Source organism: Streptomyces sp. NPDC001401, from assembly GCF_042895385.1.
Taxonomy (GTDB): domain Bacteria; phylum Actinomycetota; class Actinomycetes; order Streptomycetales; family Streptomycetaceae; genus Streptomyces.
Genome location: NZ_JBIAWI010000001.1, coordinates 12,276 through 29,292 on the forward strand (window position 1 = coordinate 12,276; position 17,017 = coordinate 29,292).

Consider the following 17,017-nt stretch of genomic DNA (forward strand, 5'->3'; position numbering starts at 1 on the left):
GTGAACGCCGAAGGGCGGCACCCCCTGACGGGTGCCGCCCTTCGCGCCGTACGAGAGCGTCGTAGGACTGCGACTACTTGCGCATGACCTCCGGCTCGTGGCGGCGCAGGAAACGGGCCACGAAGAAGGCGCAGATCACGCCGAGCGCGATCAGGGCGATCATGTCCATGCTCCAGGCGCCCACGGTGTGCTCCCAGAGCGGATCGTTGGGCTTGCCCTTGCCGGGCGGGCTGATCCTGTTGAAGTCCAGGGTGGCGCCCGCGGCGGCGACGGCCCAGCGCGACGGCATCAGGTACGAGAACTGGTTGACGCCGATCGCGCCGTTCAGGGCGAAGAGGCAGCCGGTGAAGACGACCTGGACGATCGCGAACATGACCAGCAGCGGCATGGTCTTCTCGGATGTCTTCACCAGTGCGGAGATGATCAGGCCGAACATCATCGAGGTGAAGCCCAGGGCCATGATCGGGATGGTGAGCTCGATGAGTGTGAGCTTGCCGAGGACCAGGCCCTCCGTCGGGATCTTCCGGCTGGCGAAGCCGATCATGCCGACCATCAGGCCCTGCAGCACCGTGATGAAGCCGAGCACGAAGACCTTGGACATCAGGTAGGCGGAGCGGGACAGACCGGTCGCGCGCTCCCGCTCGTAGATCACCCGTTCCTTGATCAGCTCACGGACGGAGTTCGCGGCGCCGGCGAAGCAGGCGCCGACCGCGAGGATCAGCAGGACGGTGGTGGCCGTGCCGTTCGGGACGGGCTGGCCCGTCGTCGGGTTGATCTCCGTGTTGACCAGCAGGTCCTTGCCCGAGTCGATGAGCAGGCTCACCGAGCCGAGGACCAGCGGCAGGATCACCGTCAGGGCGAGGAAGCCCTTGTCGGAGGCGATGACGGAGACGTAGCGGCGCACCAGGGTGCCGAACTGGCTCATCCAGCCCTGCGGCTTCGGCGGCTTCATCGCCTGCATCGGGGGCATCTGTACGGACTGCGGCGCAACGGCGTCGATGTCCGCGGCGTACATCTGGTAGTGCTGCGAGCCCTTCCAGCGTCCCGCCCAGTCGTAGTCGCGGTAGTTCTCGAAGGCGGAGAAGACATCGGCCCAGGTGTCGTAGCCGAAGAAGTTCAGCGCCTCCTCGGGAGGGCCGAAGTAGGCGACCGCGCCGCCCGGTGCCATCACCAGGAGCTTGTCGCACAGCGCCAGCTCGGCCACGGAGTGGGTGACGACGAGGACCGTACGGCCGTCGTCGGCGAGGCCCCGCAGCAGCTGCATGACGTCGCGGTCCATGCCCGGGTCGAGGCCGGAGGTCGGCTCGTCCAGGAAGATCAGGGACGGCTTGGTGAGCAGCTCCAGGGCCACCGAGACGCGCTTGCGCTGGCCACCGGAGAGGGAGGTGACCTTCTTCTCCTTGTGGATGTCCAGCTTCAGCTCGCGCAGCACCTCGTCGATGCGGGCCTCGCGCTCGGCGCCGGTGGTGTCGGACGGGAAGCGGAGCTTGGCCGCGTACTTGAGGGCCTTCTTGACGGTCAGTTCCTTGTGCAGGATGTCGTCCTGCGGGACCAGACCGATGCGCTGGCGCAGCTCGGCGAACTGCTTGTACAGGTTCCGGTTGTCGTAGAGGACGTCGCCCTGGTTGGCGGGGCGGTAGCCGGTGAGTGCCTTGAGCAGGGTCGACTTGCCCGAGCCGGAGGGGCCGATGACCGCGATCAGGGACTTCTCCGGGACGCCGAACGAAACGTCCTTGAGGATCTGCTTGCCGCCGTCGACGGTCACCGTCAGATGGCGGGCCGAGAAGGACACCTCACCGGTGTCGACGAACTCCTCGAGGCGGTCGCCGACCAGGCGGAACGTGGAGTGGCCGACGCCGACGATGTCGTTCGGGCCGAGCAGCGCCGAGCCGCCCTTGGGGATCGGCTGGCCGTTGACGTACGTGCCGTTGTGCGAGCCCAGGTCGCGGATCTCGAAGCGGCCGTCGGGTGTGGCGTGGAACTCGGCGTGGTGGCGGGAGACCTGCAGGTCGGAGACGACCAGCTCGTTCTCCAGGGCACGGCCGATGCGCATGATGCGGCCGATGGAGAACTGGTGGAACGTGGTCGGGCTGCGGTCGCCGTAGACCGGCGGCGCCCCCGCGCCACCACCGGGGCCCTGCTGCTGCGGAATCGGCGCGGCGGCCTGCTGAGGTGCGGCCTGCTGCGGCTGCTGCCAGCCGGCCTGCGGTGCCTGCTGCTGCGGCGGTGTTTGCTGCGCCCAGCCGGGGCCCGCGCCCTGGGCGGCGTACGGCTGCTGGGGCTGGGCGACGGCGGCCGCCGCGCCGGTGACGTTCACCAGCGGGCCGTCGGTCGCGTTGCCGAGGTGCACCGCCGAGCCGGGCCCGATCTCCATGTGGTGGATCCGCTGCCCCTGCACGAACGTGCCGTTGGTGGAGCCCTGGTCCTCGATGGCCCAACTGCGGCCGCCCCAGCTGATCGTGGCGTGACGCCAGGACACTCTGGCGTCGTCGAGCACGATGTCCCCCTGCGGATCACGTCCGAGGGTGTACGGCCTGGACGGGTCGAGCGTCCAGGTACGTCCATTCAATTCCAGTACGAGTTCCGGCACTCCATGCCCCACTGAGTAGTCCCCCGAGTTACCCCCAACACAGGGAGTCTAGGGATGTCGAACATCGTCGGGAACTATTTCAGGCTCGCCCCCCTGACCGAAAGCCGGGCCTTGTGAACACCACGCGCATACGCATCGGCTGGTTCCGTTGACGGGGTTGAAACCGACCCGGAGAGTGGTAATCCACGCGAGGGGGACATGAGCGGCCGCCGTGCCGCGATGCGGATCGGGGGGTCTGCCATGAGCGCGTCGTCGAGTGTCGAGGCCGCGAGGAGCGGTACGAGTGTGCCGTGGGGGGACGTTCTGCTGTCCGCCATCGCCTCTGTGAGCTGGGCGTTGATCGGGATGGCGGGCACGGCGGCGCTCGGCCTGCACCTTCTGGAGGCGGACGCGGCGGGCTCTTTGGGGCCGATGACCGCGGCTGTCGTGGCACTTGGGGCGGGTGGTTCGGTCACGCCGTCCGGCGACGTGTCCGCGTTCGGCCTGACAGGCGCTCAGGCGCATACCGCCGTCACGATCACGCCACTGGGTGTGAGCCTGGTCGGCGCGCTTCTGCTGTCGTGGTTCTTCCTGCGGTCCTTGCGCGCGGCGGGAGTTGTGATCGCACCGGCCGAACTGCTTGCCCGCGCGGGCGCGGTGGTCGCGCTGTTCGTGGCGACGCTGGGCGGGCTGGCCTGGGCGGGGCACGACGTCATCACGATCGACGGCGGCTCGCTGGGGCTCGACAAGCTGCCCGGCGGCGGAGGGGGCGGCGGCGTCAAGATCCCCGGCCTGGGCGACATCGGGAACATCGGCGGGCTGCTGCCCGACAACATCGGCAACCTCATCCACGCGAAGGCGGCGGTCGGCTTCACCGTCGACACGGCGGCCACCCTGCTGGGCGGTCTCGGCTGGTCGACCGGCATCCTGCTGATCGCCCTGCTGGCCTCACGCCGCACCCCGCTGCCGCGCGGCTGGGAGGCCGTGCACCGGGTCGTACGGCCGGCGGCGTCGGCGATCGTCACGGTGATGCTGATGGCGGTGGTGGCGGGCTTCGCGGCGGCGGCGTACGCGGCGATCGGCGACGACCATCCCAAACGGATCTTCGGCGCCGCGCTGCTGGGTGCGCCCAACGGCACCTGGCTGGGCATCCCGATCGGCCTGTTCGTGCCGTTCGACGGCAAGGCGACCGGCGAGCTGGCCAAGCTCCTGCCGGATCCGCTGGACAACCTGCTCACCGCGAAGACCGGCCAGTCGGTGACGCTGGGGCGGCTCGCGGAACTGGACGGGCGGGTGTGGCTGCTGGCGGTGGCGGCGGCCGTGATGATGCTCCTGGCGGGGGTGCTGGCCGCGGTGCGGACCCCGGTGGGGGCCGGGGGGCCTGCTACCGGGGGCTCCGCGGTGAGTGGGGCTTGGGCAAGTGGAGCGGCCGGGGCTGCGGCTTCCGGGACCGATGGGGCTTGGGGAGGCGGCGCCGCCGGGGGAAAGGCTTCCGGGGGCATACGGGGGCCGGGTGCCCTCGGCTTTGCCGGGCGCTGTGCGTTGCGGCTGGGCGTCGTTACGGCGTTGACGTTGCCGTTGCTCGCGTGGCTGACGGAGGTGTCGGTGGACGCCTCGCTGTCGGTGCTGGGCTTCGATGCGTTCGGCGCCGGGATCGAGCTGCACGGGCACCTCAGCATGGCGCTGCTCCTGGGCGCCCTCTGGGGTGCGGGGGCGGGGGCTGCCGGGGCGTTGCTGGCGTGGGCGACCGGCGCGGCGGGGCGGCGGGCGGCGCCGTTGGCGCTGAGCGGCGGGGCCGCGGGGGCGCCGGCCGGGGATGCCGGGTATCCGCAGTACGCGCGCGAGGCCGGGGCCGGGGTGCCTGCGGTGGGGGGCGAGCGGGGCGTGCGCGGGGGTGCCTCGGGGCCGTACAGGCCCAGTACGCCGTACCGGGCGCCGAACCCCGCCACCAATCCGTATCTGCAGTTGCCGGACGGGCTGCGGGAACCGGAGGACGCGCGGCCGCCGGACCGGGCCCGGCAGGGTGAGGGCGCGCCGCCGGGGGACGGTGCGCGACCGTCCGGTGCCCCCGGCCGCGGACGCCCGTCCGGCGATGCCCGGGACCCCGGCGGTTCGCCGCCGCCCGGCAGCGGCAACAGTGACATGTACGGCGCGCCGACGGTGGCCCGGCCGATCGGGAGTCCCCCGCCCCGACAACCGCGGCAGCCGCCCAGGCCCCGGCGCGGGAGGCGGAAGTCCGGTCCGGACGAGGGCCCGCCCCCGCCCCAGCCGCCGCCCCCTCCGGGGAGGCCGAAGGGCGACGGCTGAACCGGACGGTCGGCCGACGGTGGAACCGGGCTTTCCCGCGCGCGTGCGCCGCTCGAGGCACCCGCTGAGAGCCGGTGTGTCCGATGCGGCTGATGCGGCCGATGCAGTCGTGGCCGACGCAGAAGACTCCCGCCGGCCAAAGGGAGGCCGCCGAGCCGAATGCATCGCCCCCCGACGGAACCGGACCTTCCCGCACACGGGCACCACTCGAGGCACCCCCCGAAAGCCGACGCGGCCCAGGCAGACGCAGCCGACGCGAGAGACTCCCGGTGGCAGAGGCAAGCCACCGAGCCGAATGCATCGCCCCCGGCAGAACCGGACCTTCCCGCACACGGGCACCACTCGAGGCACCCCCCGAAAGCCGACGCGGCCGAGGCGGACGTAACCGACGCGTGAGACTCCCGCCGGCCAAAGAGAGGCCGCCGAGCCGAATGCATCGCCCCGGCGGAACTGGTCCTTGTCGCGCGCGTGTGCCTCTCGGGGTGCCCGCCGAGTGCCGGTGCGGACGATGCGGGTGGGTCAGACGTGGCCGGCGCGTAAGGGACCCGCCATCCGCCCGACACCCACTGTTCCGTGTCCGCTAGGCGGACCGCGGCGGCGGTAGGCACTGGGTGCCGGATACGGTGGGTACACCATGAGCGCTTCGCAGATCCCGACCTCTGACGTCACGCCCGATGCCCCCACCCTCCTTGTCAAGATCTTCGGCAAGGACCGGCCGGGCATCACGGCCGGCCTGTTCGACACCCTCGCCGCCTACTCCGTCGACGTGGTCGACATCGAGCAGGTCGTCACCCGTGGCCGGATCGTGCTGTGCGCGCTCGTGACCCAGCCGCCCACCGGGCTCGAAGGTGATCTGCGGGCGACCGTCCACAGCTGGGCCGAGTCGATGAAGATGCAGGCGGAGATCATCTCCGGCCGCGGCGACAACCGGCCACGCGGCCTCGGGCGCTCCCTGGTCACCGTCCTCGGCCATCCGCTCACCTCCGAGGCGACCGCCCGGATCGCCGCCAAGATCACCAAGGTCGGCGGCAACATCGACCGTATCTTCCGCCTCGCCAAGTACCCCGTGACAGCGGTCGAGTTCGCGGTGTCCGGCGTCGAGACCGAGCCACTGCGCACCGCCCTGGTGACGGACGCGGCGGCACTGGGTGTCGATGTGGCGGTCGTCGCGGCGGGGCTGCACCGGCGGGCGCAGCGGTTGGTCGTCATGGACGTCGACTCGACGCTCATCCAGGACGAGGTGATCGAACTCTTCGCCGCGCACGCCGGCTGTGAGGACAAGGTCGCCGAGGTGACCGCGGCCGCGATGCGCGGGGAACTGGACTTCGAGCAGTCGCTGCACGCGCGTGTGGCGCTGCTGGAGGGGCTCGACGCGTCCGTGGTGGACAAGGTGCGCAGTGAGGTGCGGCTGACACCGGGTGCCCGCACGCTGATCCGCACGCTGAAGCGGCTCGGGTACCAAGTGGGCGTGGTCTCCGGCGGGTTCACCCAGGTCACGGATGACCTCAAGGAACGGCTGGGGCTCGACTTCGCGCAGGCCAACACCCTGGAGATCGTCGACGGGAAGCTCACCGGCAGGGTCACCGGCGAGATCGTCGACCGCGCGGGCAAGGCACGGCTGCTGCGCCGGTTCGCCGCGGAGGCGGGCGTACCGCTCGCCCAGACCGTGGCGATCGGCGACGGTGCCAACGACCTGGACATGCTCAACGCGGCCGGTCTCGGCGTCGCCTTCAACGCCAAGCCTGTCGTACGGGAGGCCGCGCACACCGCGGTGAACGTGCCCTTCCTGGACACCGTCCTGTATCTGCTGGGCGTCACCCGGGAAGAGGTCGAGGCGGCGGACACGCACGACGAGGAGTGATCGCCCCCCATCCGCACGTCGAGGGGCCCGGCACCGCTGTGGTGCCGGGCCCCTCGGTCGTCGTGTCGCCTGCTCGCTTCGTCGGTCGCCTACTTGTTCGACGTGTCGGTTACTCGGTCGGCGCCCAGTAGTCGAGCAGCGTGGCCACGCCCGGCTCCAGGGTCTTCCAGGGACCCTCGAAGGACAGGACGGCGAAGGCGGCGGCCGGGAAGCCGCGGCGGTTCATCCGCTCGCCGGCGTCGCCGTCGGCCGAGCCGGCCAGGATCTCGGCGAGGCCCTGCACGCCCGGGTTGTGACCGATCAGTACGGCGTTCTGCGCGTCGTCGGGGGTCTCGTTGAGCAGCGCGATCAGCTCGCCGGGTGAGGCCTCGTAGATCCGCTCCTCGTAGACGGTTTTCGGCCGGTGAGGGAATTCATGGACGGCGAGCTTCCAGGTCTCGCGGGTCCGGATCGCGGTGGAGCACAGGGCCAGATCGAAGGGGATACCGGTGTCGGCCAGCTTGCGTCCGGCGACTGCGGCGTCCGTGCGGCCCCGCTCGGCGAGGGGGCGTTCGTGGTCGGTCACCTGTGGCCAGTCGGCTTTCGCATGCCGGAAGAGGACGATCCTGCGGGGTTCTGCGACGCTCATGGGACCCAGCTTCGCATGAAACAGGCCATGGGGCGCAGGGAGTTGACTGGCGGCCGAACCGGTGCTCAGCGGCCTATGAGCTGCTGTGCCCGCTCGAAGAGGTGGGTGATCGCCGGGTCGCCCGCCGCCGCCTGCGCGTCCGACGGGTTCAGCATCAGAGCCAGGAGCACGATGAAGGCGAGCGTCGGCAGGGCGAGGGCCCACCAGGGCAGCCTCATGTCGACGCCACCCGTGGTCGCCGGGTGGGGCCGGGTGTGCGACTGGGCCGACATGGGTGCCTCCGCTGGTCTTCGATTCTCCGGTGATCCGCCACTCGCGGTCACACTTCGAAGTTACGGAATCCGGAGCCCTCAACCCATCCGGAGATCCACCCAGTTGACCCTGACACTCACCCCCTAGGGGATGGTGGGGCTAGCCCCACCACCGGGCCCGATCAGACCCCGTCGTCGGGCGTCAGGGCGAGGCGATCGTCGCGATGATGGCGATGATCACGAAGATGGCGAAGAACGAGCCGAAGACCAGCAGCATCTTCTTCTGGCCGTTCTGGGGGTTCGGGTCGAGCACTGGCATACGGCAAGTCTCGCACCCTGCGCCCGCGACGGTTCGGCCGGGGGTCAGCGGGCCGCCTCGTCCTCCACCGTGTGATTGCGCCCCGCCAGGACGCCGACGACCATCTGCGGGACCATCAGGGCGGCCATGAGCGCGATCGGCAGTCCCCAGCCGCCGCTGTGCTGGTAGAGCACGCCCACCAGGAGCGGGCCGGGGATGGAGATCAGATAGCCGGTGCTCTGCGCGAAGGCCGACAGCTGGGCGACGCCCGCGCCGGTCCTGGCCCGCATGCCGACCATGGTGAGGGCCAGCGGGAAGGCGCAGTTGGCGACGCCGAGCAGCAGCGCCCAGGCCCAGGCGCCGGCGGCCGGTGCGAGGTACAGGCCGGCGTAACCGGCGAGGCCGCAGGCGCCCAGCGCGAGCACGATCGGCCCCTGGTGCGGCAGCCTGGCGGCGACTCGCGGGATGACGAAGGCCAGCGGCACGCCCATCACCATGGTGACGGCGAGCAGCAGCCCCGCCGTGCCCGCGGGCACGCCCGCGTCCCGGAAGATCTGCGCCATCCAGCCCATCGTGATGTACGCGGCGGTGGCCTGGAGCCCGAAGAAGACGGCGAGCGCCCAGGCGGTGCGGCTCCGGGTGATCCGCAGCGCGGGCGCCTCCACGCGCGCGTGCTCCTGCCGCCCGGCCGGCTGCTCGTCGGGCCGCGCACCCCGCTGCCGTACGAACGGGATCCACGGGAGCACGGCCGCGGCGGCGAGGCCCGCCCACACCGCGAGCCCGGTCTGCCAACTGCCGCCCAGGACGTCGGTCATGGGTACCGTCACCGCCGCCGCTGACGCGGTGCCCAGGGCGAGTGCCATCGAGTAGAGGCCGGTCATGGAGCCGACGCGGTCCGGGAACCAGCGCTTGACGATGACCGGCATCAGGACGTTGCTGACCGCGATGCCCATGAGGGCGAGCGCGCTGGCGGCCAGGAAGCCGGCCGTACCACCCGCGTACGGCCGTATGAGCAGGCCCGCGGTGATGGCGACCATGCCCGCGCAGACGACCGCGCCCGCTCCGAAGCGGCGGGCCAGGCGCGGGGCCGTGACGCCGAAGACGGCGAAGCAGAGCGGGGGCACGGAGGTGAGCAGGCCGGCGACGCTGCCGCTCATGCCGAGCCCGTCGCGGACCTCCTCCAGGAGCGCGCCGAGGCTGGTGATGGCGGGGCGGAGGTTGAGCGCCGACAGGACGATGCCGATCACGAGCAGTCTTGTCGTCCACGCGCGCGTGGCGGTTCGCCGGGGCTCGTCCGCGGCCGAACTGCGCACGGCCGTGAACATCGTCGTCCTGGTTTCCTCACTTGCCATGCCGCCCATCATAGAATCATAGGATGATTGGTTGTCCATCCCCGGGTCGACCGAACCCGCCCGCCTCGTGCGAAGGTGTGCCATGCCCCTGAGTCATCCCCGCCGTTCTGCGCTGTCCGAGCAGGTCATCGCCGCGCTGCGGCACCAGATCAGCTCGGGCGAGTGGCCGGTCGGCTCCCGCATCCCGACGGAGCCCGAGTTGGTCGAGCAGCTCGGCGTCGCCCGGAACACGGTCCGGGAGGCCGTCCGCGCGCTCGCGCACAACGGTCTGCTGGACATCCGGCAGGGCTCGGGCACGTACGTCGTGGCGACCAGTGAGCTGGCGGGCGTGATGCACCGCCGCTTCGCCGACGCGGACCCGCGGCACATCGCCGAGCTGCGCTCCACACTGGAGTCGGCCGCGGCGAAGCTCGCCGCCGGGCGGCGCAGCGAGAAGGACCTCAAGCAGCTGGACGCGCTGCTCGTGCGGCGCGAGGAGGCCTGGGACTCGGGCGACACGGAGACCTTCGTGACGGCGGACGCGACCTTCCACATGGCGGTGGTGGCGGCCTCCCACAACGACGTGATGACCGCGATGTACTCGGACCTCGGCGAGGTGCTGCGGGACTGGCTGCGCGAGGACGTCGGCCAGGAGCTCACGCCGGAGACGTACATGGAGCACACGCGCCTGGTCGACGCGATCCGTGCGGGCGACGCCGAGGCGGCCGCTGCGGAGGCGGCGAGCTATCCGTTCCTGTGCCGTCCCGGGCGGTTCAGCGCCTCTGGTGGCTGATCCACACCGAGCCGACCTCCTTCCAGCACCGGCCGGTGAGCCGCACGGTCAGCGCCGGCCCGACGTCGACCGGGGTGCCGTCGGTATCGAGGTCCCACCACCGGGCGCATTCGACGTGCAGGCTGACGCCGTCGATCTGCGGATAGGGGTTGTGGCAGTACACGGTCACGTGGGAGCCGGTGATCCTGGTGCGGCACTCGGCGCCGAAGAGCTGCGGGGCCGGTGGCTTCCCGGGCTTCACGCGCGCGTGGGGCATCGCCTCGTACGGCAGGGACATCACGAGAGCGACGGCGACGGTCGCTGAGGCCAGGCTGCGGAAGACTCGCACAAGGGGACCTCCTCGGCCGTGCTGGGGAGGGAATCACGTGCCGAACACGTAATCCAGAGTGCGCAGTTGAGCCCCGGCTCCGCCCGGCCGGATAGGCCGAACGGGTGACACGCCAAGGGCGCGCGCCCGGCCGGACGCGCGCCCTCGATCGCCGTTCAGACCACGGCGGCTGCGATCACGCGCCGATGGCGTGCAGACCGCCGTCCACGTGGACGATCTCGCCGGTGGTCTTCGGGAACCAGTCGCTCAGCAGGGCGACGATGCCCTTGCCGGCCGGCTCCGGGTCCTTGAGGTCCCACTCCAGCGGGGAGCGGGTGTCCCACACGGAGGCCAGCTCGGTGAAGCCCGGAATCGACTTGGCGGCCATCGAGCCGAGCGGACCGGCCGAGACGAGGTTGCAGCGGATGTTCTGCTTGCCCAGGTCGCGGGCGAGGTAGCGGCTGGTGGCCTCCAGGGCGGCCTTGGCCGGGCCCATCCAGTCGTACTGCGGCCACGCGAACTGTGCGTCGAAGGTGAGGCCGACGACCGAGCCGCCGTTCTGCATCAGCGGCAGGCAGGCCATGGTCAGCGACTTCAGGGAGTACGCCGAGACGTGCATGGCCGTGGCGACCGACTCGAACGGCGTGTTCAGGAAGTTGCCGCCGAGCGCGTCCTGCGGCGCGAAGCCGATGGAGTGCACGACGCCGTCGAGGCCGCCGAGCTCCTCGCCGACGATGTCGGCCAGACGGTTCAGGTGCTCGTCGTTGGTGACGTCGAGCTCGATGACCTTGGTGGGCTTGGGGAGCTTCTTGGCGATGCGCTCGGTCAGCGTGGGCCGCGGGAACGCGGTCAGGATGATCTCGGCGCCCTGCTCCTGGGCCAGCCTGGCGGCGTGGAAGGCGATGGAGGACTCCGTCAGCACACCGGTGATCAGGATGCGCTTGCCCTCGAGAATTCCGCTCATGGTGATCAGTGACCCATTCCCAGTCCGCCGTCAACGGGGATGACGGCTCCAGTGATGTACGAGGCGTCGTCCGAGGCGAGGAACCGCACCGTTGCGGCCACTTCCTCCGGCTGCGCGTAACGACCGAGCGGCACCTGCTGCACGATGTTCGCGCGCTGCTCGTCGGTGAGCGCCTTGGTCATGTCGGTGTCGACGAAACCGGGCGCGACGACGTTGAAGGTGATGTTGCGCGAGCCCAGCTCACGGGCGAGGGAGCGCGCGAAGCCGACCAGGGCGGCCTTGGAGGCGGCGTAGTTGGCCTGGCCGGGACCGCCGTACAGACCGACGACCGACGAGATCAGGACGACACGGCCCTTCTTGGCGCGCAGCATGCCGCGGTTGGCGCGCTTGACCACGCGGAAGGCGCCGGTGAGATTGGTGTCGAGGACGGACGTGAAGTCCTCCTCGGACATGCGCATCAGGAGCTGGTCCTTGGTGATGCCGGCGTTGGCGATCAGGACCTCGACCGGGCCGTGCTCGGCCTCGATCTCCTTGTAGGCCTGCTCCACCTGCTCGGTGTCGGTGATGTCGCACTTCACCGCGAGGAAGCCGGCCGGCGGCTCACCCGAGCGGTACGTGATCGCGACCTTGTCGCCGGCGTCGGCGAATGCGCGGGCGATGGCGAGGCCGATGCCCCGGTTGCCTCCGGTGACGAGAACCGAGCGGCTCAACGGATCACCCTTTCGATAGCGGTCTGATACCTCCGCCCGGACACCTGGATGACAGGCGGCTTCCTCGAAAACCTATCGGTCCCGGCGCTCCGGCGGACAATCGGGCACCGACAGTGGCTTACGGGACTCACTGTCGGGTCCCTACAGAAAGTTCCCGGTACCGACTCGAAACCTGTGGTCCGCGGGCCCGCCGACGCGCCATGATCGGAGCAACCACAGGTCACGACAGGTCACGACAACAAGGAGAGACCTCGGTGCCTCATTCCATCGACGAAGCCTTCACGGCACTTCCCCTACGCGCCCTGGCCGACGCCGCGCTCGCACGCGCGCGTGCCCTGGGTGCCGAGCACGCGGACTTCCGGTTCGAGCGGGTACGCAGCGCGTCCTGGCGCTTCCGGGACGCCAAGCCCTCCGGTTCGTCGGACACCACTGATCTCGGGTACGCGGTGCGGGTCGTACACGGCGGCACATGGGGCTTCGCATCGGGGGTGGACCTGAGCCTGGACGCCGCCGCCAAGGTCGCCTCGCAGGCGGTGGCGATGGCCAAGCTCTCCGCCCAGGTGATCAAGGCGGCCGGTTCGCAGGAGCGGGTCGAGCTCGCCGACGAGCCCGTGCACACCGAGAAGACCTGGGTCTCGTCGTACGAGATCGACCCGTTCTCCGTGCCCGACGAGGAGAAGTCGGCGCTGCTGGCGGACTGGAGCGCGCAGCTGCTGGCGGCGAACGGCGTCAACCATGTCGACGCCTCACTGCTCACCGTGCACGAGAACAAGTTCTATGCCGACACGGCCGGGACCGTGACCACGCAGCAGCGCGTCCGGCTGCATCCGCAGCTGACGGCGGTGTCGGTGGACGAGTCGAGCGGCGAGTTCGACTCGATGCGGACGATCGCGCCGCCCGTCGGACGCGGCTGGGAGTACCTCACCGGCACCGGCTGGGACTGGGAGAGCGAGCTCGAACAGATCCCGGAGCTGCTCGCCGAGAAGATGCGCGCGCCGAGCGTCGAGGCGGGCCTGTACGACCTGGTCGTCGACCCGTCCAACCTGTGGCTGACCATCCACGAGTCCATCGGCCACGCCACCGAACTGGACCGCGCCCTCGGCTACGAGGCCGCCTACGCCGGCACCTCCTTCGCCACCTTCGACCAGCTCGGCAAGCTCAAGTACGGCTCCGAGCTGATGAACGTCACCGGCGACCGCACCGCCGAGCACGGCCTTGCGACCATCGGCTACGACGACGAGGGCGTCGAGGGCCAGTCCTGGAACCTGGTGAAGGACGGCACGCTCGTCGGCTACCAGCTCGACCGGCGGATCGCGAAGCTGACCGGGTTCGAGCGGTCCAACGGGTGTGCGTTCGCCGACTCCCCCGGACACGTTCCGGTGCAGCGCATGGCCAACGTGTCGCTTCAGCCGGATCCGGCCGGGATGGCGACGGAGGACCTGATCGGCGGGGTCGACCGCGGGATCTACGTCGTCGGGGACCGGTCGTGGTCCATCGACATGCAGCGCTACAACTTCCAGTTCACCGGTCAGCGGTTCTTCAGGATCGAGAACGGGCGCATCACCGGGCAGCTGCGGGACGTCGCGTACCAGGCGACGACCACCGACTTCTGGGGCTCGATGGCCGCGGTGGGCGGCCCGCAGACGTATGTCCTCGGGGGCGCCTTCAACTGCGGCAAGGCCCAGCCGGGCCAGGTCGCCGCCGTGTCGCACGGCTGCCCCTCCGCGCTCTTCAAGGGCGTCAACATCCTCAACACCACGCAGGAGGCTGGTCGATGAGCGTCAGTGCAGGACTTGGCTGGGGGTCCGGGGGTTATCCCCCGGGAAAGCACAGTCTCAACACCACGCAGGAGGCCGGTCGATGAGCGCCCGCAGCAACAAGCCGCACGAGATCGTCGAGCGGGCACTGGAGCTGTCCACCGCCGACGGCTGTGTCGTCATCGCCGACGAGCACTCGACCGCCAACCTGCGCTGGGCGGGCAACGCGCTCACCACGAACGGCGTCACGCGCGGGCGCACCCTCACGGTGGTCGCGACCGTCGACGGCAAGGAAGGCACGGCCTCCGGTGTCGTCTCCCGCTCGGCCGTGACCGTGGACGAGCTGGAGCCGCTGGTGCGGGCCGCCGAGGCCGCCGCACGCGGCGCCGGACCGGCGGAGGACGCACAGCCGCTGGTCACGGGCGTTGCGCAGTCGCCGGACTTCACGGACGCGCCCGGTGAGACCTCGTCGACCGTGTTCGCCGACTTCGCACCGGCACTCGGTGAGGCGTTCGCACGCGCGCGTGCGGGCGGCCGCGAGCTGTACGGCTTCGCCAACCACGAACTCGTGACGAGCTACGTGGGTACGTCGACGGGGCTGCGCCTGCGCCACGACCAGCCCAACGGGACGCTGGAGCTGAACGCCAAGTCGCCGGACCGTACGCGCTCGGCGTGGGCGGGCCGCTCCACGCGGGACTTCAAGGACGTCGACCCGGCGGCGCTGGACGCGGAGCTCGCCGTACGCCTCGGGTGGGCCGAGCGGCGGATCGAGCTGCCCGCGGGGCGGTACGAGACGCTGCTGCCGCCGACCGCCGTGGCTGACCTGCTGATCTACCAGATTTGGTCGGCGTCCGGCCGGGACGCGGTCGAGGGCCGCACGGTGTTCTCCAAGCCGGGCGGCGGCACGCGCGTGGGCGACAGGCTCAGCGAGCTGCCGCTGACCCTGCGCAGCGACCCGAACGAACCGGGCCTTGAGTCGGCGCCCTTCGTGATCGCGCACTCCTCCGGCGGAGACCAGTCGGTGTTCGACAACGGCCTGCCGCTCGCGGCCACCGAGTGGGTACGGCAGGGCGAGCTGACCCACCTGACGACCACCCGGCACAGCGCGGGTCTGACCGGGCTGCCGGTGGCTCCCGCGATCGACAACCTCGTCCTGACCGGCGGGGACGACCGCTCCCTGGAGGAGATGGTCGCGAACACCGAGCGCGGGCTGCTGCTGACCTGCCTCTGGTACATCCGCGAGGTCGACCCGGCCACCCTGTTGCTCACCGGCCTGACCAGGGACGGCGTCTATCTCGTCGAGAACGGCGAGGTGGCCGGCGAGGTCAACAACTTCCGGTTCAACGAGTCGCCGGTCGACCTGCTCGGGCGGGCCACCGAGGCCGGGCGCACGGAAAAGACGCTGCCGAGGGAGTGGAGCGACTGGTTCACTAGGGCTGCGATGCCTGCGCTGCGGGTGCCCGACTTCAATATGAGCTCTGTCAGTCAGGGCGTATAACCTCGTAGCCGGTAGTCGCTCGACTGCCCGAAGATCATCAAGGAGATACGAGAACCGTGACGGACATCGTCGACGAGCTGAAGTGGCGGGGTCTGTGGGCCCTGTCCACTGACGAGGATGCATTGCGCAAGGCGCTCGCGGACGGTCCCGTCACGTTCTATTGCGGCTTCGACCCGACCGCGGCCAGTCTGCACGTCGGCCACCTGGTCCAGGTCCTCACCATGCGCCGGCTCCAGCAGGCGGGCCTGCGTCCGCTGGCTCTGGTGGGCGGCGCCACCGGCCAGATCGGTGACCCGCGCCCCACGGCGGAGCGGACGCTCAACGACCCGGAGACGGTCGCGAACTGGGTGAACCGGCTGCGCGCGCAGATCGAGCCGTTCCTGTCCTTCGAGGGCGAGAACGCCGCGGTCATGGTGAACAACCTGGACTGGACGGCCGGTCTGTCGGCCATCGAGTTCCTCCGGGACATCGGCAAGCACTTCCGCGTCAACAAGATGCTGACGAAGGACTCCGTCGCCCGGCGTCTGGAGTCCGAAGAGGGCATCAGCTACACGGAGTTCAGCTACCAGCTGCTGCAGGGCATGGACTTCCTGGAGCTGTACCGCCGCCACGGCTGCACCCTGCAGCAGGGCGGCAGCGACCAGTGGGGCAACCTCACGGCGGGCCTGGACCTGATCCACCGTCTCGAGCCGCACGCCAATGTGCATGCGCTGGCGACGCCGCTGATGACCAAGGCGGACGGCACCAAGTTCGGCAAGACCGAGGGCGGTGCCATCTGGCTCGACGCCGAGATGACGACGCCGTACGCGTTCTACCAGTTCTGGCTGAACGTGGACGACCGGGACATCTCGACGTACATGCGGATCCTGTCCTTCAAGTCCCGTGAGGAACTCGAAGAGCTGGAGAAGCAGACCGAGGAGCGCCCGCAGGCCCGGGCGGCGCAGCGCGCGCTGGCGGAGGAGCTGACGACGCTGGTGCACGGCGCCGACCAGACGGCCGCCGTGATCGCCGCGTCCCGCGCCCTCTTCGGACAGGGTGATCTGGCGGAGCTGGATGAGCGGACGCTGGCAGCAGCGCTGTCCGAGGTGCCGCACATCCAGGTCTCCGAGCCCGGCCTGGTGGTGGACCTGTTCGCCGAGGTCGGCCTTGTGGCCAGCAAGTCCGCTGCGCGGCGGACCGTGAAGGAGGGCGGCGCCTACGTGAACAACGTGAAGGTCGCCGGCGAGGACGCCGTGCCTGCGAAGGAGGATCTGCTGCAGGGGCGGTGGCTGGTGTTGCGGCGCGGCAAGAAGAATCTTGCCGCTGTTGAGGTTACTGGAGCGTAAGCGCCGTAGGGGTGCGGGAATCTGACGGCTGCGGCCTTCGTCGTGGCTTGTCGCGCAGTTCCCCGCGCCCCTTTCGGGGCGCTGCAGCTCACGCCTGTTGTTTGTGTTTGCCCAGTGTTGCCATGTATGCCATGTCGACCAAGAAGACGATGATGATCGCGGCGACCAGCTGGAAGACGTGACGGCTCCAGTCGATGCCTCGGGTCGAGGCGACGCCGACCGCGCGGGCGAGGGCGTTGCCGGCGGTGGCGCCGAGCATGCCGCAGATGGTGGTCAGCCAGAGGGGGCTGTGCTGCTTGCCGGGGATGACCGCCTTGGCGATCACGCCCAGTACGAATCCCACGATGATCGCCCACAACCAGCCCATGGCTGCCTCCTTGTACGGCTCGACGTGAGCATTACGCCCAGTGTCGGCCCG

Annotated in this window: 15 protein-coding genes; 6 read left to right on the top strand and 9 right to left on the bottom strand. The window is 70.3% G+C overall.

Translation table 11 applies throughout. The annotated features are described in order from the left end of the window. Window positions 1–73: 73 nt before the first annotated feature. Complete coding sequence (locus ACFY10_RS00075; RefSeq protein ID WP_390662708.1) at window positions 74–2,590, bottom strand: FHA domain-containing protein; 2,517 nt, start codon at window positions 2,588–2,590, stop codon at window positions 74–76. 240 nt (window positions 2,591–2,830) lie between these two features. Between ACFY10_RS00075 and ACFY10_RS00080 the strand changes: the two genes are divergently transcribed. Continuing rightward, window positions 2,831–4,876: a streptophobe family protein gene (locus ACFY10_RS00080; protein WP_390662709.1), complete on the top strand. Its 2,046-nt coding sequence runs from the start codon at window positions 2,831–2,833 to the stop codon at window positions 4,874–4,876. 634 nt (window positions 4,877–5,510) lie between these two features. Further along, window positions 5,511–6,737 (top strand): phosphoserine phosphatase SerB, encoded by a 1,227-nt coding sequence (serB, locus tag ACFY10_RS00085; RefSeq protein ID WP_390662710.1) that lies wholly within the window; start codon window positions 5,511–5,513, stop codon window positions 6,735–6,737. A gap of 109 nt (window positions 6,738–6,846) precedes the next feature. Here serB and ACFY10_RS00090 read toward each other — a convergent pair whose 3' ends face one another. The 4 genes from ACFY10_RS00090 to ACFY10_RS00105 all read right to left on the bottom strand — a co-directional run bounded on the left by ACFY10_RS00090 (window position 6,847) and on the right by ACFY10_RS00105 (window position 9,278). Further along, a complete protein-coding gene (locus ACFY10_RS00090; RefSeq protein WP_390662711.1) occupies window positions 6,847–7,365 on the bottom strand; it encodes a SixA phosphatase family protein in 519 nt (172 codons plus the stop codon). Between the two features lie 65 nt (window positions 7,366–7,430). Then, complete coding sequence (locus ACFY10_RS00095; protein WP_390662712.1) at window positions 7,431–7,637, bottom strand: hypothetical protein; 207 nt, start codon at window positions 7,635–7,637, stop codon at window positions 7,431–7,433. A gap of 181 nt (window positions 7,638–7,818) precedes the next feature. Further along, window positions 7,819–7,935, bottom strand: coding sequence for an SGM_5486 family transporter-associated protein (locus ACFY10_RS00100; protein WP_086023195.1), 117 nt, complete (start codon window positions 7,933–7,935; stop codon window positions 7,819–7,821). Between the two features lie 44 nt (window positions 7,936–7,979). After that, complete coding sequence (locus tag ACFY10_RS00105) at window positions 7,980–9,278, bottom strand: CynX/NimT family MFS transporter (protein WP_390662713.1); 1,299 nt, start codon at window positions 9,276–9,278, stop codon at window positions 7,980–7,982. A gap of 70 nt (window positions 9,279–9,348) precedes the next feature. Between ACFY10_RS00105 and ACFY10_RS00110 the strand changes: the two genes are divergently transcribed. Continuing rightward, window positions 9,349–10,038, top strand: coding sequence for a FadR/GntR family transcriptional regulator (locus ACFY10_RS00110; RefSeq protein WP_390662714.1), 690 nt, complete (start codon window positions 9,349–9,351; stop codon window positions 10,036–10,038). Here the strand turns inward: ACFY10_RS00110 and ACFY10_RS00115 are convergent. The 3 genes from ACFY10_RS00115 to fabG all read right to left on the bottom strand — a co-directional run bounded on the left by ACFY10_RS00115 (window position 10,019) and on the right by fabG (window position 12,019). Then, window positions 10,019–10,366, bottom strand: coding sequence for a hypothetical protein (locus ACFY10_RS00115; RefSeq protein ID WP_390662715.1), 348 nt, complete (start codon window positions 10,364–10,366; stop codon window positions 10,019–10,021). The two genes, ACFY10_RS00110 and ACFY10_RS00115, sit on opposite strands and share 20 nt — an antisense overlap. A 175-nt stretch (window positions 10,367–10,541) precedes the next feature. Continuing rightward, on the bottom strand, window positions 10,542–11,309 hold the full coding sequence (gene fabI / locus ACFY10_RS00120) for an enoyl-ACP reductase FabI (RefSeq protein ID WP_390662716.1): 768 nt from the start codon (window positions 11,307–11,309) through the stop codon (window positions 10,542–10,544). A gap of 5 nt (window positions 11,310–11,314) precedes the next feature. Next, window positions 11,315–12,019: a 3-oxoacyl-[acyl-carrier-protein] reductase gene (gene fabG, locus ACFY10_RS00125; RefSeq protein WP_390662717.1), complete on the bottom strand. Its 705-nt coding sequence runs from the start codon at window positions 12,017–12,019 to the stop codon at window positions 11,315–11,317. A 254-nt stretch (window positions 12,020–12,273) separates the two neighbouring features. On the opposite strand from fabG, the gene ACFY10_RS00130 reads away from it, so the two are divergent. From ACFY10_RS00130 to tyrS, 3 genes are all read left to right on the top strand, one after another. Further along, complete coding sequence (locus ACFY10_RS00130; protein WP_390662718.1) at window positions 12,274–13,797, top strand: TldD/PmbA family protein; 1,524 nt, start codon at window positions 12,274–12,276, stop codon at window positions 13,795–13,797. 82 nt (window positions 13,798–13,879) lie between these two features. Beyond that, window positions 13,880–15,274, top strand: a complete 1,395-nt coding sequence (locus ACFY10_RS00135; RefSeq protein ID WP_390662719.1) for a metallopeptidase TldD-related protein — start codon at window positions 13,880–13,882, stop codon at window positions 15,272–15,274. Window positions 15,275–15,330: 56 nt separating this feature from the next. Then, entirely contained in the window at window positions 15,331–16,599 is a 1,269-nt protein-coding gene (gene tyrS, locus ACFY10_RS00140; protein ID WP_390662720.1) for a tyrosine--tRNA ligase, read from the top strand. An 88-nt stretch (window positions 16,600–16,687) separates the two neighbouring features. On the opposite strand, the gene ACFY10_RS00145 is transcribed toward tyrS, so the two are convergent. Beyond that, window positions 16,688–16,966 (bottom strand): GlsB/YeaQ/YmgE family stress response membrane protein, encoded by a 279-nt coding sequence (locus tag ACFY10_RS00145; protein ID WP_390662721.1) that lies wholly within the window; start codon window positions 16,964–16,966, stop codon window positions 16,688–16,690. Window positions 16,967–17,017 lie beyond the last annotated feature (51 nt).